Consider the following 20,347-nt stretch of genomic DNA (forward strand, 5'->3'; position numbering starts at 1 on the left):
TATGACGACCACCGACGAGATTCAGGCGGCAGGGGCCCAGACGCCCCGTCCCGCGGGCCGTCCCCGCAGCGCCAGGGCGGAGAAGGCCATCATCGACGCGACCCTCGACCTGATCGGGGAGAGTGCGGGTCTCTCCGAGCTGTCGATCGAGGCGATCGCCGCTCGCGCGGGGGTCGGCAAGACCACGATCTACCGGCGCTGGTCGAACAAGGAAGACCTGCTCGTCGACGCGCTGTCCACGCTCAAGACGCCGCTGCCCCCGGTCGCGGGCGTCTCGGTCCGCGAGGATCTCGTCGTCTACGCGCGGGTGTTCCTGCGCGACGCGTGCGACGCGCGCAACCGCTGCGTGATGAACATCGCGATGAACGAGGCCGAGCGGCACCCCCGCCTGGTGGAGCGCATCCGCCAGGCGACCATCGAGCCGCGCAGGGCGGCGATCACCGCCCTGCTGCGGCGCGGCGTCGCCACCGGCGAGCTGCGGGCCGGCCTCGACGTCCCCCTCGCGATGGCGAACCTGGTCGGCACCGTCATGTGGTACATCCGCACCGAGGGCGTCGACGACTACGCCGCGTCCTCTGACCTGGCCGAACGGATCGTCGACCACCTCCTGGCGGGCCTCGGCCCCTGAGGCTTTCCCGTACGGCCGTCTGGGGGCGGTGGCCCTCGTACGGGCAGCGTCATGGATGTCGTCACGAAACCCCGGCCGTGGCCGCCGGGGTTTCGGCGTTTCCGGTGCTCAGGCACCTCGGCGTCTCGGACGTGAGGTGTCAGTCGCCGAGGTGGTCGAACTCGCCGAGCTTCACGCCCGCGATGAAGACGTCCCATTCGGCCCGGGTGAAGAAGAGCTTCGGCCCGCCGGGATTCTTGGAGTCGCGCAGCACGTGCAGTGCGCCGAGGTCCGCCTTGTACCCGGTGCGAGGGGCGCCGATGACGGCCACCTCGACGCAGTTGCCGCCTTCGGAGCCGCTCAGGGAGGATTTGCGCCAGGTCGCGCCGGTCAGGTCTGCTGCCATTCCGTCATCACCTTCGCTATGAGGTCGGCGCTCGCCCGCGCGGGCAGGGCCGCCGAGCGGACCGCTTCGTATCGCCTGCAGATCGCCGCCACGTCGCGAGGATGGTCCGTGACGTGCCCTACGGCGGCGGACTCCACGAATACACTATCCAGGCTGCCCTCGGCGCTCGCAATGAAGAATCCTCCCTCCAGACCAGCGATCGCACCGCCGGTCACGTAGGCGCTTTTTGGTACGACCTGGATGGAGATGTTCCGGTGCTCGGACGCGGTCAGAAGCGCGGCGAGCTGATCGCGCATGATGTCCGGACCTCCGACGCCTCGATGCAGGACTCCCTCGTCGAGCACGGTCCACAGCGGCGGAGGGTTGTCGCGCGCCAGGATCTTCTGACGCTCCAGGCGGGCGGTCAGCAGCTCCTGCACCCGCTCGTCGGTCACCCCCGGATAGGCCTCCAGGATCGTACGGGCGTAGTCGGGGATCTGGAGAAGGCCGGGGACGAGCAACGGGTCCCAGCCCCGCAGGGTGTGGGCCTGCTGTTCGATGTCCACCCAGGGGCGGAAGCGCGGCGGGAGGACGCCGTAGGTCAGCATTGGCCAGATTCGGATGAGCACGCCGTTGGCGCTGAGCGCCCGGTCGCACCGTTCGGTGAAGTCGAGCGACGGGTTGCGCCTGCCCGTCTCGACCATACTGACCAGGCCGGTCGAATAGGCGATCTGCTGGGCCAGCTGTTCCTGTGACAGTCCGGCCTGATCGCGCAGGCGGCGAAGCTCGGAGGCGAAGAAGGTGAGGGGACTGGTCTCACCTTCCGGCTCACGCGGGGTGGGCATCGCGGGCTCCTTTCTCGTGCCGGGGCCGCTGGGGGACCGACGCGTGTTTCGTCATCGGATCACTACGAAAAGTAATGGTCCGTTGCCGCAATAGGAAGCGCGTATCCGAAACGCGGTGAAAAGTGCTTTGGGTCCACAGTCGAGGGCCTCGTTGGATACATATTTCCCCGATGGCCGCCAGTCTTTTCTTATCAACATCTTCAGTTGTTGAGAATCCGCGATAATCTGTTGAGGCTTTGTTGTTCTGGCGTCTGTTCCCCGAGGAGGCCGGGCCGAATGGCGGAGTTTGTCGGAATTGATCCGGCCGGGGCACGGCGTCTCATCACCTCCATGGACGACGCCGCGCAGCGCGTTCAGACGCTGAGGCCATGGCTGTCGGCCTCCATCGCCGAGGCCGGCACCGACTGGCCCGCCGGACCGGGCGCCGAGGTGCTCGACGGTGTCGGCCGCTTCCTCGACGAGACACGGCGGGATCTGACCTGGCGGACCCAGACGATCGAGCGCGTCGAGGGCACTGCTTCACAGGGGGGCCTCAGAACGGCGGAGTTCGCGTTCGGCGACGCGACGGAGGCCCGGACCGCCGGGACCCTCGCCGGAAAACGAACCCTGGCGGCATGGCAGGCGTACCAGAAGGACCCCAGCGTCCAGAACTGGGAGAAGGTCCAGGAGGCGCTTGGGGAAGGGCAGGGCAAGACCGCCGACGCCGCCTACTCGGCGGGACTGCTGGCCACGCTGGGCGCAGGCACTTTCGCGGGCATCTTCGCCGCGGTGAGCGCGAGAAACCAGAACGACGCGCGCGGCTACAGCCCGGCCAACCTGGCGAAGGCGAAGAAGGACCTGGGCCCGCTGGCCGAGGCCTTCGCCTCAACAGACGCGGCGGGCACCCTTCCTAAAGATCTGCGCGACCGCGCGTTGGGGGATCTGCCCATCGCGGACATGGCGGCACTGCTCGGCCTGGCCCGCCAGTCGCGCGAATTCCTGGTCCAGGCGGGAACCACACTCGCCCAGCAAAGCGGTCACCGTGAGGACGAGGAAGACTGGAATACCTACTGGCTGGTCAAGGCGCTGAGCAAGAACGGCGAGGCGACCCAGGAACTGCTTGCCTCCGGCGACAACGCGACGCTGCTGCTGCGTCCCGAAGTGGTCAACGACGAGGGTCGTCCAGGATTCAAGAAGTTGCTCGCCGCCGCCCTGGACAAGGCGCTGGCTCCCGGCGCGGGAGTCGTCACCCTCCGCCGGGACGCCTGGATCAATGTCATCAAAGTGTTCGGAGACAAGACGGCATGGCCTTCTCTGCTCCCCGAACCAAGCAAGTTGGAATACTTCCCGCCCCTGGACGGCCAGCCGTCGGACAAGCGTTACCTCCCCGGCGACACCAAGGTCATACCTGTCCCCTCGCCAATCGGCCAGGTCCTCGCCAGGCACATCTCCCAGTATTTTCCCGAACTCGCCGTCGTTTGGAGCAGAGAACATGACTCTCTGCCTACGGCCCCAGGTGAGGGGTGGCGGAATCTCAACGCGGAGTCGGTGGTGAACTTCTTTGGTGGGCTCTTGCGTGATCCGGCGGCGCTGTCACCACTCAGAAGCGGATACGGCGGATTTCTTGAAGACCTCGATCTGGGTAGGGAACATCCGTTCGGCAACGCGTCCACGGAAGAGGGAAGAGAAGGGCAGCGCCGAGCTTTCTACGACAAGGCAGTAAGGGCCGGAGCACTCGCATCATTGTTTTTCAGTGGTTTACACGAGGCTGATCTCGATGCGGAGGAAAATCGCAAGTTCGCTGTCGAGCTCTTGTTTCTCCCTCTGGATGCGCTGGTCGGCGGCTGGGCAGGCCATCTCCTTGCGGACTCCGTCTTGGCTGGGGCGACGGCGTCCAAAGCCGTCGATCTCGCTTGGAAGAACACTCTGCAGGACGAGATCGAGAATTTTCTGGACGAGGGATCGCCTGAAGAGGCATCGGATCTTGTTGATGTGCTTGTCGACAGCCAATTATCTGCTTTCAACGCCTCGCGCGAAAGTCACGGCCAGCCGCCACTCGGTGAATCGGATCTCCGTCAGCTCAAGGATATTTTCTACGGGCGTTTGGAGCCTGTGTTGGAGGCGGCACTGAGAGCGCGCGGAGGATGACCGATGAGCGAACGTGCTGAACTGCTGCGTCTCGCGGATGAGAAAGAACTGCTCGCGGACCGCTTTGATGGCTATGTGAGGAATCTGACGACATTGTTTGATCAGATCAAGACTGGGTCGGTCCACGGCGAGCGTGCTTGGACGGGACCGGCGGCTCAGCGCTTCGATCACGACGTCGTTCGACGGCGATCGGACATGGACCGGCTCGCGGAACAGTGCCGAATCGCTGCAAGAAATCTGAAACGCTCTGCTCTGCACCTTCGAGAGCAGGCGCGCCTTTTCGAGAATTCCTCGTGACTACTGGCTCACCGACAGGCAGTCAGTTTTGCCGATCACTTCGATGTTGGGTTGGGAAGCCTGTACGAGAACGATGAAGGTGATGCCTGGATCTTCTTTATGGAGGATCACGAAGCTTCGACCGGGCTGCACCCAGCTGGCGTTCCGGTCGATTTTGTAGCCGACACGCATGAGTGCGTCCTGCAGCGGGCGAGTAGTTAGGTCGGCTAACTGTGCGGGAGTGTACTGGTTGTCTTTTGCAAAGTCGCCACTGAGCTGGTGAAAGCGAAATGCAGTACCCTTTTCCGGACAGGTTGTAAAATCGTTTCCATCTCCCCCGGTTTTGTCTACAATTTTCTTATTGACGGTGGGGTGTAAGTATTCAAGTTTCTTGGCGTCCTTGGCCAGCGTTTGGGCGGCCTGGTCCAGGGTGGGGCTACTGGCGCCGCAGCCGGTGGCCAACAGCAGTATCAGGGCGCATCCCGCAACACGTCGCACCCTGTCGACTTTACAGATCGGCTTCCTGCACGGCGAGATGACATTCAAAAATGGCTGGTTCAGGGCGTGGAAAACGCGATATGTCAGGTGGTGGTCTCGCGCCAGCGGTTGGTGATGGGGAGGCGGCGGTCGCGGCCGAAGTTCTTCGGGGTGATCTTCGGGCCCGGGGGATACTGGCGGCGCTTGTACTCGGCCAGGTCGACCAGGCGGATCACCCGGGTGACCAGGGCCGGGTCGTGTCCGGCGGCGACGAGTTCGGCGGATCCCATGTCCTTCTCGACGTAGTCGTCCAGCAGCCTGTCCAGGATGTCGTACTCGGGCAGGGAGTCGGTGTCGCGCTGGTCGGGGCGGAGCTCCGCGCTGGGCTCCTTCTCGATCGAGTTCTCCGGGATCGGCGGCACCGCGAACCCGTGCAGGAACTCGCCCGACCGGCCCGCCTGGGCGTTGCGCCAGCGCGCCAGCTCCCAGACCAGGGTCTTGAGCACGTCCTTGATGGGGGCGAAGCCGCCCGCCGAGTCGCCGTAGAGAGTGGAGTAGCCGGTGGCCAGCTCGCTCTTGTTGCCGGTGGTGAGGACGAGGTGGCCGTGCTCGTTGGACAGGCCCATCAGGATCATGCCGCGCACCCGGGCCTGGAGGTTCTCCGCGGCCAGGCCGGAGAGCTCGATCTCCTTCTCGAAGCCGCTGACGATGTCGGCGATCGGCACGGTCCTGGCGTTGATCCCCTGCCGGTCGACCAGCTCCTGGGCGTCGCTCACCGAGTGGTCCGAGGAGTAGCGGGAGGGCATGAGCACCACGTGCACCCGGTCGGGGCCGATGGCGTCGGAGGCGATCGTGGCGGTCAGCGCCGAGTCGATGCCGCCGGACAGGCCGAGGACGACCGACTGGAAGCCGTTCTTGGCGACGTAGTCGCGGACCGCGAGGACCAGTGCCGAGTAGACCTCGGCGGTGTCGTCGAGGTGCTCGGCGATCGTGGGGGCCTGCGGCTCGTACGGCTCGACGGGGCGGGCCGACAGCTCCAGCCGGTCCACCGTGATCACGGTGCCGTCGCCGGCGTCCACCTGGAAGGTGCCGAGCCCTCCGTACCTGGCCTCGGGCAGCTCCAGGTCCGTGATCAGCAGCTCCTCGGAGAAGCGCGCCGCGCGCGCGACCAGCTCGCCGGAGGCGGAGACGACGACCGAGTCCCCGTCGAAGACCAGCTCGTCCTGGCCGCCGACCTGGTTGACGTAGGCGAGGGCGCATCCGGCCTCGCGGGCGCGCCTGGCCACCAGGGCCAGGCGTACGTCGTCCTTCTCCTTCTCGTACGGGGAGGCGTTCGGCACCACGAGCAGCCCGGCTCCGGCCTCGGCCACCACCGCGACGGGGCCGCCCTCCTGCCAGAGGTCCTCGCAGACCGCGATCGCCACGTCGACGCCGTGCAACCGGAAGATCGGCAGGCGGTCGCCGCGGACGAAGTAGCGGTACTCGTCGAAGACGCCGTAGTTCGGCAGGTGGTGCTTGGCGGTCTTGACGACCACCCGGCCCCGGTGCAGCAGCGCGGCCGCGTCGAGCGGGGCGCCCTTGGGCTGGCCGACGCGCGGGGCGAGCTTCGCGCGGTCCACGTAGCCGACGACCACGGGGATCTCGCCGAGCCCCGCCTCGTCCAGCCGTCGCGCGGCCTCCTCGATCGCGGCGATCGACGCCTCCACGAACGAGGTGCGCAGCACGAGGTCCTCGACGGGGTATCCGGTCAGGAACATCTCGGTGAAGACGACCAGGTGCGCGCCGCGGTCGGCGGCGCGGCGGGTCCACTCGACGAGCCTGTCCGTGTTGGCGGCCAGGTCACCGACGGCGGGATTGCTCTGGGCCAGGGCGATGCGGAGTTGAGCCACATGGCCATCCTATTGGGGCGCGCCCGGAGCCCGCCGTGCAGGTGATTCCGCCCCGGCCGCCGATGGACGCGCGCGGACGCCAGGAGGTGACCGCCTGCCGTCGCCGGGTTCTCCGGTCAGGCCTCCTCCAGGGGCCTCGGCTCACTTCCCGGTCCTTTCCCGGTACCCGGCGCCGGACTCGAACAGCCCGTCGTGCTTCGGTGTCCTCGTTCCGCCGTTCAGCAGAAACGGGCGTATCCGGCGTCGTAGCCGTCCAGCCAACCTCTGTCGTAGTCGCTGGGCGGTCCGATGTAGCTGCGTGACCTGGCCCTGCGGCAGTCCCGTCCGGCGGCCCGGTAGCCGTCCCGATATCCCCGCCAGTAATCCCTCGGGCTTTCCGCCGATGGGGCCGGGTCCGTCACGGCCTCTTTCTGCGGGGTGTTCGCCGTCACGCCCGGCTCGGGATCCGGCGTGGCCGAGGCCTGTGAGAACGAGGTCGGTCCGAGGGTGAGCGCGGTGAGGAGTGCCGCCCCGAGCACCGTCAGCTGTCGCTTGCCGTACATGCTTTCTCCTTTGATCGAGCCGTGAGCAGAGCTCGCTCGACGGCCGTGATTAGGGGGAAAGATATAAGGCAAGCCGTTCGGACCAAAGGACCGAACTACCCATTTTCGTATTTTCGGAGTAAGTTAAGAAGAATCTGATTTTGCCTATTTTTTGTTTATTTCGGCAATTTTCGAGAAATTATGATTTCTCGCTGGACATGAGCATTCGTCAACGGGTGAACCCTAAAGGCTCGGTGAGCTCCGGGTGTGGCGGCTCGCCGTGATCGGTGCGGCCGGGATCGGCAGCACGGCCTCCACGACCGTCCCGCCGCCCGGGGCCGCCTCGATCACGCAGGTACCGCCCAGCTCGGCGGCCCGCTCACGCATGGAGAGCAGCCCGACCCCCGAGCGCGGTCCCGAGGGCAGCCCGCGCCCGTCGTCCTGGACGCGGACCACCAGCGACTCCCCGCGCCGCAACGAGATCACCGCGGAGCCGGCCCCCGCGTGCTTGCGGACGTTGGTCAGTCCTTCCTGCGCGATGCGGTACGCGGCCACCTCGGCCGCCGCGGGCAGGTCCGACAGGTCGCCCTCGATCTCCACCGCGACCCGCGGCGTGCCCTCCTGCGCCAGGGCCCGGACGGCCCCCGCCAGGCCGAGCTCGTCGAGGGTGGGCGGGCGCAGGCCGTAGACCAGTTCCCTGATCTCCTCGCTGACCGCGTCCATGCCGCCGCGCAGGTCGAGCAGGAGCCTGTCCGCCGAGGCGGGGGCGGTGCGCAGGCTGATCCTGGCCATGTTGATCGACATGGCCATGTCGGTCAGCGCGTGGCCGAGCCCGTCGTGCAGGTCCCTGCGCAGGCGGCGGCGTTCCTCCTCGCGGGCGGTGAGGATGCGCTCCCGGGAGCGCTGCAGGTCGGCGGTCATCCGCACGGCGTGCGCCACGTCGGCGACGTACGGGACGGCCGCCGCGACCAGGCGGCCGTTGTGCGCGGCGGCGAACCTGCGGGGGCCGGGGGAGCCGAGGAGCAGCCGTCCGACCGGCTCGCCGTGCCAGACCAGCGGCACCCGGCGCGGCGCCGGGCCCAGCAGGCCGACCTGGACCTGCCTGGCACCGGGCTCGTAGACCTCGACGGCGACGCCGGTGACGCTCAGCCCGTCCTTGACCACGGCGGCGACGGCGGCGAGCGCGTTGGCCGGCTCGGTCTCGCGGACCTCTCTGGCCAGGCGCTCGGCGAGCGCCTGCGGGTCGCCGTGCGTGCCGTACATGAGCCGGTCGACCAGGCTCCTGAGCCGGTGCCGGAGCGGCTGGAAGACGACCCCGGCGAGCAGGGCCGCCACCAGGCCGCCGATCCGGTCGTATCCCGACAGTGCGAGCCCGGCGACCGCGCCGACCGCGTACATGGCGCTGACCGCGGCGATCAGCCCGGCGGCGACGAAGGCGCGGCTCACCACCGTGTCGATGCCGTAGAGCTGGTAGCGCAGCACCGAGAAGACGATGGCCCCCGGGATCAGCCCGGTCCAGATCGTCGCGGCCAGCCACCAGGCCGGACCGGCGAGCAGGAAGGCGACGTAGACGGCGAAGGCGAAGACCGGCCAGGCGATCTGGCGACGCAGCTCGGAGTCCGCCCGCCGGAAGCGCAGCACCAGGGAGACCAGCGCCAGGACCGCGAGGACCGAGATCAGGACGGCGACGACCTCGCGCGCCGCCATGTTGTAGGGGGCGAGGACGTCCACCGCGAGCGGGTTGGGGATGACCCGCGGCCAGGGATAGATCGCGGGGTCGGGGTCCGGGCGGGTGAGGTTCAGCAGCAGGCTCGCCGCGAACACGGCCACGCCGGCCGCCGCCAGCGGCCACCACCGCCGCGAGGGCAGCCGGCCGTCGGGGGAGTACAGCGGGAACAGGATCGCCAGCAGGAACCCGCCGGCCGCCTTTCCCGTGACCATGCTCAGGCGGAGGTACCCGGCGGCCTCCATGTCGCCCGCCGCGGCGAAGGCGAACATCGCCGCCTCGGAGAAGGAGTTGACCGCGCACATCAGGCCGCCCGCGCACATCAGCCACGCCGTGGCCGGACGCGAGCGGTGCGCCAGCAGGAAGGCCCCCACCACGGGGAACGTCAGTCCCGCCGCCAGGTCGGGCGTGGCCGGCTGCTCCGGCTGCCACCCGGGCGGCAGGTCGAGACGCAGCACGAGGCCGATCACGGTGAGTCCGACCGACAGGAGCGCCGTGGAGAGGGCGGCGAGCCGCAGCGGGGAGCGCAGCAGCCCGCGTGCGAGCGAGGGGGCGGGCCAGGCGGGGGCGTCCTCGGTCACGGTGCCGGTCACGGTGCCGGTCACGGTGCCGGTCACGGTGACCGCGTCGACGACCCGCCTGGGCACGCCACCGGTGCCGTCGAGCACCCGGCCGCGGTCGCGCTGCCGCATGGACATGGCTATCTGCCCACGTCGCCGGGGTTGACCAGCCCGGACTCGTACGCGGTGACGACGAGCTGGGCCCGGTCGAACAGTCCGAGATGGTCGAGCAGCTTGACCACCGACTGCGAGACCGACCGCTCGGGGACCGCCAGGGTCGCCGCGATCTGCCGGTTCGTCAGCCCCCGGGCGACCAGCTTCATCAGGTCGAGCTCCGCGTCGCCGAGACCGGCGAGGCCGGGTGGCGCCGACGGGTCGGTGCGCCCGGCGAAGGCCGCGATCAGGCGGGTGGTGACGGCGGGGTCGATCAGCGCGTCACCGGCCTGCGCGGCCCGCATCGCGGTGATGAGCTGCTCGGGCGCCGACGTCTTGAGGACGAACCCGCTCACCCCGGCCCGCAGCGCCGCGTAGAGGTTGTCGTCCGTGCCGAACGTGGTCATCATCACGACCTTCGGCGGCGCCACGTCGGCCAGGATCCTGCGCGCGGCGGTCAGCCCGTCCAGCCTGGGCATCTGGATGTCCATCAGCACCAGGTCGGGGGAGGTCTCCCTGACCACCGTGATCGCCTGCTCGCCGTTCTCGGCCTCGCCGACCAGCTCGAAACCGGGTTCGCTGTCCAGCACCACTCGCAGGCCGGTGCGGACCAGCGCCTGGTCGTCCACCACCACGACGCGCAGCCCCGGCAGCGCCGGCTTCTCGGCGGGCGTCACGCGCGCCGCCGCCGCTACCGGTTCCGCGGCCCGCACCGGCTCCGCGGGCGGATGGAGATGCACGGCCTGGGCCAGCATGTCGGACTCCAGACGTTGCAGGGTGGCGCCCAAGTCGAGGCCGAGCTCGTCGCGGAGCATCATCCTGGCGCGCCGGAGCGCGCCCAGCGCGTCCCCCTGCCTGCCGTTGCGGTACAGGGCCAGCGCGAGCAGCCGCCAGGCCTCCTCCCGCAGCGGATGCGCCGAGGCGTGCGCCTCCAGGTCGGCGACCAGGGCGCCGGAGTGTCCCAGCAGCAGCCCCGCGTCGGCCCGGCGCTCGACCGCGATCAGCCGCAGCTCCTCCAGCCTGCCCGCCTCGCTCATCGCCCACGGCAGGTCGGAGAACTCGGCCAGGGCCGGGCCGCGCCAGAGGGCGAGGGCCGCCTCCAGGCGATCCCACACCTCGGCGGGCTCGCCGCTCGTCTTGACCGCGCTCTCGAAACTCCAGGTGTCCACCTGACCGGGCGAGGCGCGCAGCGCGTACCCCGGCGGGGCGGAGACCAGGACCTCGGCCTCCTCCCGTGGCGCGCGGCCGGGTTCCAGGGCGCGCCGCAGCCGCGACACGTATCCCTGGATGGTCGACAGGGCCTGGGCGGGAGGCTCGCCGGGCCACAGTTCGTCGATGAGCATGGCCACCGGGACGGCGCGGCCACCGGCCACGAGGAGCCGGGCCAGCACCGCCATCTGGCGCTGGCCGCCGAGGTCGAGTGATGTCTCACCATGAAGGGCCTGGAACGGGCCGAGAGCACGAAATGTCAGCATTGCAGGCGCAAGGGTAGGGCTACCTGGACCAACGTCATAGGGCAATACTCACCATCGTTCACGAGCCGTAAGAAAACATCGGTGGTCAGATCTTCACATTCAAGTTCACCGGGAGTACCGCCTCGACCACGGTGCCCCCCTCGGGAGGCGTCGTGATCACGCATGTCCCGCCCAGTTCGGCGGCGCGCTCGCGCATCGACGCCAGCCCGACCCCTGAGCGACGCCCGGGAGGGACGCCGATCCCGTCGTCGCGCACCCGGACGCTCAGGTCGTTCTCGCCCCGCTCCAGCGACACCCGCACCGTCGCGGCCCCGGCGTGCTTGCGCGCGTTGGTCAGCGCCTCCTGCGCGATCCGGTATGCGGCGACCTCGGTCGCGGCGGGCAGGCCCGGCAGCTCGCCCCTGACCTCCACGGCGACGTCGGGGCCCGCCATCTCCGCCACGGCCCCGGCCAGGCCGAGGTCGTCCAGCGCCGGCGGACGCAGGCCGTACACCAGGTGCCTGATGTCGTTGGTGACGCTGTCCATGCCGGAGCGCAGCTCACCGAGCATGCGCTCGGCCGTCTCGGGGGAGGCGCGCAGGGAGAGCCTGGCCGCGTTGATGGACATCGCCATCCCGCTGAGCGACTGGCCGAGACCGTCGTGCAGGTCGCGGCGGAGGCGGCGGCGCTCCTCCTCGCGGGTGGTGACGATCCGCTCCCGGGAGCGCCGCAGCGCGCCGACCAGCCGGACCGCGTGGGCGGCGTCGGCCACGTACGGCGTGAGCGCGGTGATGACCCGTTCGTTGTGCGCGGCCGGCAGGCGCCGGGCGCCCGGCGGGCCGATGAGCAGGCGGCCGACGGGCTCGCCGTGCCAGACCAGCAGGATGTCGCGCGCCACCTCCTCCAGCGTCCCCACCGTCGACTCCTCGGGCCAGCCGCCCTGGAAGCGCACGCCCGTGCCGGTGACCGCCAGGCCGTCGCGCAGCACGTCCAGGGCCGCGGCCAGTCCTCCCGCGGGATCGGTGCGCTGGAGCCTGCGCCCGAGCTCGGCGGCGAGCGCCACCGGGTCGCCCCTGCCGCCGTACAGGAGGCGGTCGGCGCCGCGCTGGAGCAGCCGCCGCATCGGGTGGAAGAACGCCCCCGCGCAGAGCGCGGCGACCAGGCCGCCGATCCGGTCCACGTCCGACAGGAACAGGCTGGAGGCGGCGCCCACCGCCACGTACACCCCGCCGATCACGCCGACCAGGCCCGCGCCGACCAGCGTCCTGGTGATGAGCGTGTCGATTCCGTAGAGGCGGTGCCGCAGCACCGAGAAGGTGATCGCGACCGGGACCAGCGGGATCGTGAACGACGCCAGCCACCACACCGGGTTGCCGACCACCCAGGGGACGATCACGGTGGCGAGCGCGACCAGCGTCCAGACGATCTGCCCGCGCTCCTCGTGACCGGCTCGCCGGAACCGGGTGGCCAGCGAGGCGAAGGCCAGGATCATCATCGCGTTGGTGAGCATGTCCAGCGAGAACCGCAGGAAGTGGGGGGAGGAACCCACGGGCCGCTGCCCGAAAAGGGGCATCAGGTCCGTGACGAGCACGTCGGCCGCCAGGACGGCGACGGAGCCCCAGACCAGCGCCCGCCAGCGCGGGGAGGGCAGTTTCCCGTCCGGATAGAGCAGCGGCAGCAGCACGACCAGGAAGAGGACGGCCAGCTTCCAGCTCACCCCGGCGACCGCCCAGATCGCCTTCGGCAGGACCATCCACTCTCGCGCGGTGTCCAGGAGCGCGAGGTTCACCGTGAGGCTGTTCAGCGCGGAGCACAGCCCGCCCAGGCAGAGCAGCCAGCCGATGACCAGCCGGGGCCGCTGGAACACCAGGAGCGCACCGAGGACGGGGAACACGGCGCCGGCCACGTCCTCGGGCGCGAACGGCAGCGGTGTGTAGGAAGGCTGCGGGAGCTGCGCCGTGACCCAGATGTTGACGCACTCCATCGCCACGGACGCGGCGGCGGCGAGCACCGCCGTGATCCGCCTCTGGACGGGCGTCACCCTCGGGATTCCCCGGTACAGCCCGCGCATGATGGTTTAGGCCCTTCATTTGTGCTTAAAAGGACCTTAACCGGCGCAGACCGCAATTTAATCAACGAGCGATCAACGGGGGCCGGCGGTCACCGGGTCACGGCACGTCGTACCGGCTGGACTCAAGGAGCCATTCCAGCTGGGCCCTCGGCGCCGTCAGGAAGGCGCACGCGACCTTGCTGACGTCTCTGGCCTGGCCGGTCGAGAACCCGAAACGGTCGAACAGCGCCGGCAGCCGCCGTGCGGAGGTCCGCAGGTCCTCGGCGCGGGCGGCGATCCGGTCGTTCACCCAGGCGACGGCTCCGGTGTCGGAGAGGCCGAACGCGGTCGCGGCGACCGTCACGTAGTTGTGCACGTCGCCGTTGGCCCGTTCCTTGTGGTGCGAGGCGACGTCGTTGCACCAGGCGGTGACGTCGTTGCAAGCGTCCACCAGCGTCCGCCAGGTCGTGCTCTCGCGCAGTCCCGCGGGCACCTCCACCCCCAGGCAGGGCTCCACCAGGTCGAACAGGTAGGGGCCGGCGGTGCCCCGCCGCAGCCGCGGGTACTCGGCGGGGGAGGGCACGCGGCCCGCGCAGCGGTTCTCGGCCTCGGTACGGCAGGCCTCGCCCTGCGCCGCCAGCCCCGCCAGGAACCGGTGCCGCCAGCGGGTGCTCATCCGCCCGGTGGTGGCCTTCCAGAGGTCGCCGAAGGCCAGCTCGACGGGCGAGGAGGCGTGCGCGGGCGCGCGGGCGACGAGGTCGAGCCGCGCGAAGGTGGCCTCGACGATCTCGGCCGCGCGCCCGGCGGGCTTCTCGTCCCACTCGTCGTCGAAGTGGAACAGCCAGGTCAGCCATTTGGCGAACAGCAGCGCCGGCTCCACGCCGAATCCGCAGAAGGCACGACCGGCCATCCGCTCGAATCCGGCGCCGGGGGGAGGTTCGAGCCCGACCTCGCGGGCCCAGGCGGCCAGCTCGGTGCCGATCAGGTCGACCGAGGGGTGCATCGGGCACGGTGCCGACATCACCGGCACGACCTCGGTGAGGGGCAGCAGCAGTGCCGCGGCCACTCCCGAGGGCCGCGGCGGCTCCGGGTGACCCGGTGTTCCGGAGGGCGCGGCGGACGAGGGGGACGAAGGGGACGAAGGGGACAGGGAAAGTGACATGGAGTGCGACAAGGGCTGTGGGTGGGGTCGGGAACGGGTGAGGGGATCGCCGAACGTTGGGGTGAGCGCCACTACAGCGGACCGAACAGCCAGTTGCCGGCCACTTCCGGATCGGCGCTCGTGTAGAACTGCCGGGTCGCCTCGACCAGCTCGCCCACGGACACGACGCCGTCGCCGTCGCCGTCGAGCCGCTCGAAGGTGGCCCGCACGTCCTCGCGCGCGGTGCCGAACGCGGCCATCATGGTCCAGAACTCGTCCGGCCCCACGGCCCCGTCGCCGTCGGTGTCGCACAGGCCGGCCACCGCCTCGGCGGCGGGCGCGAACACCGCGTCGAAGTGGTCGCCCTCGATGAACGCCGAGGTCATGCCCGCGCGGAACTCCTCGGACGAGATGGCGCCGTCGCCGTCGGTGTCGATCTCCGCGGCCAGGGTCCGCCAGATCCCCTCGAAGCCCTGGGCGAGCCTGTGACCGGCCGGGGAGGTCGGCGACTCGCCGAAGCCGACGAGGATCCGGGCACCGAGGCCGAGAAGGTCCTCGCGCTCGATCGATCCGCTGCCGTCGACGTCCATGTGCCCGAAGGCACGGTCGAGCTTGTGATTGAGGAGCATGGTGCTCATCGTTACTCCAGCATTACTTGTCGAAATCGAACCGTTACCCTAAGTGACGATAGCGAGGTGTTTCCAGGAGCCACTCCAGGTAAGCCCGAGGGATGGTCAAGAAAGCGCATGCCACCCGCGTCACCTCACGGGAGGCGGTGAAGCCCAGGTCGTGCCGCTCCGTGAGCGCGGGGATCGCGCGGGCGGCCGTCCACAGCTCCTCCATGCGGGTGGCGACCCTGTCGATGATCCACTCTTCCGCCTCCCGATTGGAGCGTTCCAAAAAAATGGTGCCCGCATGGCCGCGTCCGGCCACCGCCTCCTCGCACCGGGCGGCCACGTCGCCGCTCGCCTCGACGAGCGCCCGCCACTGCGGGCTCCGCCACACCGGGGCCGGCACCTCCATCCCCAGGCACGGCTCCACCAGGTCGAACAGGTAGCGGCCGAAGGCGTCCCCGCACGGCTCCGCGGGTGTCCCCGGGGAGCAGGGCTTCGCGGGTGTCCCTGCGGGGCGCGGCTTCGCGGGTGCCCCGGGGGAGTTCGCGGGTGTCCCTGGGGAGAGGGCCGCGGGTGGCTCGCGTAGGAGGATCGCCTCGCGCTGGGCGGCCAGCCCGGCCGTGAACCGCTCGCGCCACGCGCCGCTCATCCTCGGCGCGCACGCCGCCCAGAGGCCGGAGAAGGCCCGCTCCAGCGGCGCCGGCCCCGGCTCGCCTCCCGCGGCCACGGCGAGGACCGGGGTGAGGGCCCCGGGAGCCTGGCGCAGGCGCGACATCCAGGTCAGCCAGCGGGCCAGCGACGTGACCGCGCCGGTTTCGCAACGGGCGAACGCCCTCCCGGCCAGCCGGGAGGCGGCGGGATCGGGGTCCAACCCGGCCGCGCGCGCCCAGTCGGCCGCCGCGGCCTCGACCAGGTGTATCGACGGATGGACGGGGCAGGGCATCGCCAGTGCCGCGAGGCGTTCGGTGAGCCTGGCCGGTGGTGAGACCGCGTGCGGTGGTCCGTGAACTTCGGTACGCGTCATCGTTTCCCCCCGGATCGAACTTCCAGCGGCTCCGGTCGCACACTGTAGGAGGAGAGGGGAGCCGGCACGTGGAGGCGCGACGGCCCGGATGCCACATCTCACCGTTCTTCCTCGTAACGTGTGCGAAACACTGAGAGGGCAAACTGGGAGACCACTAGGCGTGTTGCAGCACGTCGGCAATGAAGGAGAAGCCTTGGACCGCCAGCAGGAGTTCGTTCTCCGCACCCTTGAGGAGCGCGACATCCGGTTCATCCGGCTGTGGTTCACCGACGTGCTCGGGTTCCTGAAGTCGGTGGCCATCGCCCCGGCCGAACTCGAAGGGGCCTTCGCCGAGGGCATCGGCTTCGACGGCTCGGCCATCGAGGGCTTCGCCCGGGTCTACGAGTCGGACATGCTCGCCAAGCCCGACCCGTCGACCTTCCAGATCCTTCCCTGGCGCAGCGAGACGCCGGGCGCGGCCCGCATGTTCTGCGACATCCTCATGCCGGACGGCTCGCCCTCGCACGCCGACCCGCGCTGGGTGCTCAAGCGCACCCTGGCGAAGGCCTCGGACATGGGCTTCAGCTTCTACACCCACCCGGAGATCGAGTTCTTCCTGCTGAAGAGCCGGCCGGAGGGCGGCGAGCGGCCCGAGCCGATCGACGGCGGCGGCTACTTCGACCACACGCCGCACAGCTCGGGACACGACTTCCGGCGCAACGCGATCATGATGCTGGAGTCGATGGGCATCTCCGTCGAGTACAGCCACCACGAGGGCGGCCCCGGCCAGCAGGAGATCGACCTGCGCTACGCCGACGCGCTCACCACCGCCGACAACATCATGACCTTCCGCCTGGTCATGAAGGAGGTCGCGCTGGAGCAGGGCATCTGGGCGAGCTTCATGCCCAAGCCCTTCACCGAGCACCCCGGCTCCGGCATGCACACCCACATGTCGCTCTTCGAGGGCGACCGCAACGCCTTCTACGAGCCCGGTGCCGACTACCAGCTCTCCAAGATCGGGCGGTCCTTCATCGGCGGCCTGCTCACGCACGCCGCCGAGATCACCGCGGTCTGCAACCAGTGGGTCAACTCCTACAAGCGGCTGTGGGGCGGCGCCGAGGCGATCGCCGGAGCGGGCGGAGAGGCCCCGAGCTACGTCTCCTGGGGTCACAACAACCGCTCCGCCCTGGTCCGGGTGCCGATGTACAAGCCGCACAAGGGCGGCTCGACCCGCATCGAGTTCCGCTCGCTCGACTCCGCCTGCAACCCGTACCTCGCCTTCGCGGTGATCCTCGCGGCCGGCCTGAAGGGCATCGAGGAGGGGTACGAGATGCCCCCCGGCGCCGAGGACGACGTGTGGGCGCTGACCTCGGCCGAGCGCAGGGCGCTGGGCATCCAGCCGCTGCCCCAGTCGCTGGACGAGGCCATCGCGGTCATGGAGCGCAGCGAGCTCGTCGCCGAGACCCTCGGCGAGCACGTCTTCGACTACTTCCTGCGTAACAAGCGCGCCGAGTGGAGCGAGTACCGCAGGCAGGTCACCGAGTTCGAGCTCGGCCGCTATCTGCCGGTCCTGTAACCCCGGGTCGGATTGATTCTCACACCGTGAAGGGGGCGGGGCCGGACGGCGACGAGCCGTCCGGCCCCGCCCCCGGTCAATTCCGGTGGCAGCGGGCTCCGCAGTAGAGGAAGTCCTGCGGCGACAGAGGGAGAAACCCTCGGCGGAATGACAGGATCCCGCCCTCTCCAGAGGACGGGGCGGCGATCCGGGCACCGCGGCGAGGAATCGCCCCGGCGAGGTACTCCGGGGCCGCCCGCCGAACGTCATACCGGCGTTACCCGCAGCTAATGAGGGCGTCATCGAGCCCGAGTTGGCTGTATGTACAAGCAGTCCGGTAAAATCGGTCGGTCCGATTAACGTGATTTCTGAGGATTGATCGCCATAAAGGCGACAGGAGGTGCGGCATGACGACGACGTCCGAGCTGCAGACCGTGCTGACCGTTCCGGCGCGTTTCCGTGGTCCCGAGGGCTCCGCGAACGGCGGCTGGATCGCGGGCACGGTCTCGGAGGCGTTGCACGGCGCCCGGCACGACTCGGCCGTCGAGGTCACGCTGCACGCACCCACCCCGCTGGACACCGAGCTGTCCCTGGGCCACCTCGCCAACACCGCGACCCTCACCCACGGTGAGAAGCTCCTCGTCGAGGCCATCACGGTCGCCGAGGAGTTCGACGTCCCGGCCTTCGTGCCCTTCAACGAGGCCGCGAAGGCAGAGGGCGGCTTCGCCGGTCTCGTCGGGCACGCCTTCCCCGGCTGCTTCGCGTGCGGCCTGCGCGATCCCGGCGACGGCCTGCGGATCTTCCCCGGCCCGGTGCCCGGCACCGACCTGGTCGCCGCCGGCTGGCGGGTCCCGATGACCATCACCGACGCGGACGGCACCGTCCCCGACGCGATCCTGTGGGCCGCCCTCGACTGCCCCACCGGCTGGGCGCACTTCGGGCCCGGCGAGTTCGCCCTGCTCGGCCGCCTGACCGCGCGGATCCACCGCCGGATCTACCCCGGTGGCACCTACTCCGTCGTCGCCCGCGCCACCGGCCGCGAGGGCCGCAAGCTCTTCGGCGAGAGCGCCGTCTACGAGACCGACGGCACCCTGGTCGCCGCGGCCAAGGCCATCTGGATCACTCCCGCCCAGGCCGGCTGACCCGCGCCCGGTCCGGCGGTTCCCGCCGGGAGCCCGGCGGGAGCAGCCGGAGGGCTCAGCGGGAGAGGTGTTCGGCGACCAGCGAGGCGCAGCGGTCGTCGAAGAGGATCGTGTAGTGGTTGCAGTCGTCGAGCACCTCGTCCTCCAGCGCGGGCAGCCGCCTGGCCCACGCGGCGGCCAGCTCGTCGGGCAGCATGCCGACCGGCTGGTTCAGCAACCCCCGCGGGGCGCGCAGCAGCGACAGGGGCGAGGTGATCGCGCGCAGCGCCGCGCCGACCGTCTCGCCCTCGGTGAGCATCCACCGGCCGTCCTCGCGGACCGGTTCCCGCCGCACCCGTGAGCGCACCGGCCCCTCGGGCCCCGACGCGTCGTAGCGGACGTACTCCTCCGCCTCCTCCGTCCACGTCTCGGCGAAGGCGGGGTGGGCCTTGAAGAAGTCCAGGTACGCGCCGATGCTCGGGAAGGTCTGGTCCAGCCGGGCGAGGGCCGGGCCGAGCGTGGCCTCCAGGACCGCGTCGGGGTCGGCGCCGGGGGGCAGCGGCAGCGGGAGCCCGCCGTCGATCAGCACCACCCTGGCGTAGTCGTGTCCCGCGGCGGCGAGGGCCGCGACGTAGGCGCCCATCGAGTGACCGGTGAGCACGATGCCGGACTCGGCGCCCACGGAGCGGGTGACGAGGTTCACGTCCTCGGCGTGCGCGGCCAGGCCGTAGGGGCCGGGGAGCCCGGCGCTGTGGCCGCGGCCCCGCAGGTCCATCGCGACCAGCGACCACTCGGCGGGGAGCCGGCGGGCGACGCCGGCCCAGGCCATCAGCGAGGCGGTGATGCCGTGCGCCGCCACGATCACGCGGGGCCCGGTGCCGAAGCGGGCGACACGCAGCGCGCCGCCGGGGACCTCGACATCACTGAGGACGGGGTTCATCGGTTCTCCTTGGAGATGGAGCCCCGCCTCCGGTTCCGGCGGGGCTGATGCCAAGGTGGCGGGTGCCCGTGCCCGAGGTCAATGTCCACGGCCGACATGAAGCGCGGCGGGCTTCCGTGCCCCGCCGACCCTGACCGCCTTGTGCCCATATAAGCCCATAATTGCCGTATGAGGATTACCGTCATCGAGCACGAGGCCGACGCGGGACTCGGATTTCTCGCCGGATGGCTGTCCGGGGCCGGAGCCGTCTGCGAGGTCGTCCGCCCCTACCTTGGCGAGGCCGTGCCCGAGCGGGCCGCCGCAGGGCTGATCGTCCTCGGCGGCGAGGCGGCGGCCTGGGAGGACGAGCGGTGTCCCTGGCTGCCGGCCACCCGCGACCTGATCCGCGTCTGCGTCGAGGAGGGCGTGCCGACCCTGGGAATCTGCCTGGGGGCACAGCTCATGGCGCTCGCCTGCGGCGGTGCCGTCGGGCGCGGGCAGCACGGGCTGGAGGTCGGCGTGACCGAGGTCGTCCCGCTGGCCGCCGCCGGAGCGGATCCGCTGTTCGCCGGCCTCGGCCCTTCCCCCGCCGTGCAGTACCACCGTGACGCGATCACAGAACTCCCCCCGGGCGCGGTGCCGCTGGCCACCGGGGACCCGTACCCCAACCAGGCCTACCGGCTGGGGGAGAACGCCTGGGCGGTGCAGTTCCATCCCGAGGCCACCCCGGAGATCTTCGTTGGCTGGACGGCCGGCTCGGCCGACGCCCTGACCGGCCTGGGACACTCGGTCGAGGAGCTCAACGCACAGGTGAAGGCGGGGGAGGAAGGCCTGGTGGCCGCGTGGAAGCCGCTCGCCGAGCGTTTCGCCGAGGCCGTCATCGCCGTCCAAAACGCGTGACCACGCGATTACGTTCCGAATCCG

The 20,347-nt window shown here is 70.2% G+C and carries 18 protein-coding genes; 6 read left to right on the forward strand and 12 right to left on the reverse strand.

Annotation, left to right across the window (positions count from 1 at the left end; translation table 11 throughout):
• The first annotated feature begins 1 nt into the window (after position 1).
• The gene (locus ACTOQ2_RS00540) at positions 2 to 628 is read left to right on the forward strand and encodes a TetR/AcrR family transcriptional regulator (protein ID WP_440097661.1); all 627 of its coding nucleotides are present in this window, start codon (positions 2 to 4) and stop codon (positions 626 to 628) included.
• 139 nt (positions 629 to 767) lie between these two features.
• Here the strand turns inward: ACTOQ2_RS00540 and ACTOQ2_RS00545 are convergent, their stop codons facing one another.
• On the reverse strand, positions 768 to 1,013 hold the full coding sequence (locus tag ACTOQ2_RS00545) for a DUF397 domain-containing protein (protein WP_440097662.1): 246 nt from the start codon (positions 1,011 to 1,013) through the stop codon (positions 768 to 770).
• Positions 998 to 1,837, reverse strand: a complete 840-nt coding sequence (locus ACTOQ2_RS00550; RefSeq protein WP_440097663.1) for a helix-turn-helix domain-containing protein — start codon at positions 1,835 to 1,837, stop codon at positions 998 to 1,000. Before ACTOQ2_RS00550 ends, ACTOQ2_RS00545 begins: the two co-directional genes overlap by 16 nt.
• 276 nt (positions 1,838 to 2,113) lie before the next feature.
• Between ACTOQ2_RS00550 and ACTOQ2_RS00555 the strand changes: the two genes are divergently transcribed.
• Together ACTOQ2_RS00555 and ACTOQ2_RS00560 are read left to right on the forward strand one after the other, a co-directional pair.
• Positions 2,114 to 3,964, forward strand: coding sequence for a hypothetical protein (locus ACTOQ2_RS00555; protein ID WP_440097664.1), 1,851 nt, complete (start codon positions 2,114 to 2,116; stop codon positions 3,962 to 3,964).
• Between the two features lie 3 nt (positions 3,965 to 3,967).
• On the forward strand, positions 3,968 to 4,261 hold the full coding sequence (locus ACTOQ2_RS00560; protein WP_440097665.1) for a hypothetical protein: 294 nt from the start codon (positions 3,968 to 3,970) through the stop codon (positions 4,259 to 4,261).
• Here ACTOQ2_RS00560 and ACTOQ2_RS00565 read toward each other — a convergent pair whose 3' ends face one another.
• From ACTOQ2_RS00565 to ACTOQ2_RS00605, 9 genes are all read right to left on the reverse strand, one after another.
• The gene (locus ACTOQ2_RS00565; RefSeq protein WP_440097666.1) at positions 4,262 to 4,738 is read right to left on the reverse strand and encodes a hypothetical protein; all 477 of its coding nucleotides are present in this window, start codon (positions 4,736 to 4,738) and stop codon (positions 4,262 to 4,264) included.
• Between the two features lie 83 nt (positions 4,739 to 4,821).
• Positions 4,822 to 6,606 carry an NAD+ synthase gene (locus ACTOQ2_RS00570; protein ID WP_440097667.1) on the reverse strand — a complete coding sequence of 595 codons (1,785 nt, stop codon included), beginning with the start codon at positions 6,604 to 6,606 and terminating at the stop codon, positions 4,822 to 4,824.
• A 218-nt stretch (positions 6,607 to 6,824) separates the two neighbouring features.
• Positions 6,825 to 7,148, reverse strand: coding sequence for a hypothetical protein (locus ACTOQ2_RS00575; protein WP_440097668.1), 324 nt, complete (start codon positions 7,146 to 7,148; stop codon positions 6,825 to 6,827).
• A gap of 222 nt (positions 7,149 to 7,370) precedes the next feature.
• Positions 7,371 to 9,545 (reverse strand): histidine kinase, encoded by a 2,175-nt coding sequence (locus ACTOQ2_RS00580; RefSeq protein WP_440097669.1) that lies wholly within the window; start codon positions 9,543 to 9,545, stop codon positions 7,371 to 7,373.
• A gap of 8 nt (positions 9,546 to 9,553) precedes the next feature.
• Positions 9,554 to 11,041 (reverse strand): BTAD domain-containing putative transcriptional regulator, encoded by a 1,488-nt coding sequence (locus ACTOQ2_RS00585; protein ID WP_440097670.1) that lies wholly within the window; start codon positions 11,039 to 11,041, stop codon positions 9,554 to 9,556.
• A gap of 85 nt (positions 11,042 to 11,126) precedes the next feature.
• Complete coding sequence (locus ACTOQ2_RS00590; protein WP_440097671.1) at positions 11,127 to 13,061, reverse strand: sensor histidine kinase; 1,935 nt, start codon at positions 13,059 to 13,061, stop codon at positions 11,127 to 11,129.
• 127 nt (positions 13,062 to 13,188) lie between these two features.
• Positions 13,189 to 14,136, reverse strand: a complete 948-nt coding sequence (locus ACTOQ2_RS00595) for a terpene synthase family protein (protein ID WP_440097673.1) — start codon at positions 14,134 to 14,136, stop codon at positions 13,189 to 13,191.
• A gap of 167 nt (positions 14,137 to 14,303) precedes the next feature.
• The gene (locus ACTOQ2_RS00600; protein WP_440065317.1) at positions 14,304 to 14,849 is read right to left on the reverse strand and encodes an EF-hand domain-containing protein; all 546 of its coding nucleotides are present in this window, start codon (positions 14,847 to 14,849) and stop codon (positions 14,304 to 14,306) included.
• 34 nt (positions 14,850 to 14,883) lie between these two features.
• Positions 14,884 to 15,849, reverse strand: a complete 966-nt coding sequence (locus ACTOQ2_RS00605; RefSeq protein WP_440097674.1) for a hypothetical protein — start codon at positions 15,847 to 15,849, stop codon at positions 14,884 to 14,886.
• A gap of 193 nt (positions 15,850 to 16,042) precedes the next feature.
• On the opposite strand from ACTOQ2_RS00605, the gene glnA reads away from it, so the two are divergent.
• Complete coding sequence (glnA, locus tag ACTOQ2_RS00610; RefSeq protein ID WP_440097675.1) at positions 16,043 to 17,404, forward strand: type I glutamate--ammonia ligase; 1,362 nt, start codon at positions 16,043 to 16,045, stop codon at positions 17,402 to 17,404.
• Between the two features lie 386 nt (positions 17,405 to 17,790).
• Positions 17,791 to 18,525 (forward strand): hypothetical protein, encoded by a 735-nt coding sequence (locus ACTOQ2_RS00615; RefSeq protein ID WP_440097676.1) that lies wholly within the window; start codon positions 17,791 to 17,793, stop codon positions 18,523 to 18,525.
• 55 nt (positions 18,526 to 18,580) lie between these two features.
• Here the strand turns inward: ACTOQ2_RS00615 and ACTOQ2_RS00620 are convergent, their stop codons facing one another.
• Positions 18,581 to 19,444, reverse strand: coding sequence for an alpha/beta hydrolase (locus ACTOQ2_RS00620; protein ID WP_440097678.1), 864 nt, complete (start codon positions 19,442 to 19,444; stop codon positions 18,581 to 18,583).
• 168 nt (positions 19,445 to 19,612) lie between these two features.
• Between ACTOQ2_RS00620 and ACTOQ2_RS00625 the strand changes: the two genes are divergently transcribed.
• Complete coding sequence (locus ACTOQ2_RS00625) at positions 19,613 to 20,323, forward strand: type 1 glutamine amidotransferase (protein ID WP_440097679.1); 711 nt, start codon at positions 19,613 to 19,615, stop codon at positions 20,321 to 20,323.
• Positions 20,324 to 20,347 lie beyond the last annotated feature (24 nt).

The organism is Streptosporangium sp. H16 (assembly GCF_051918855.1).
In the GTDB taxonomy this organism is placed as follows: Bacteria; Actinomycetota; Actinomycetes; order Streptosporangiales; family Streptosporangiaceae; genus Streptosporangium.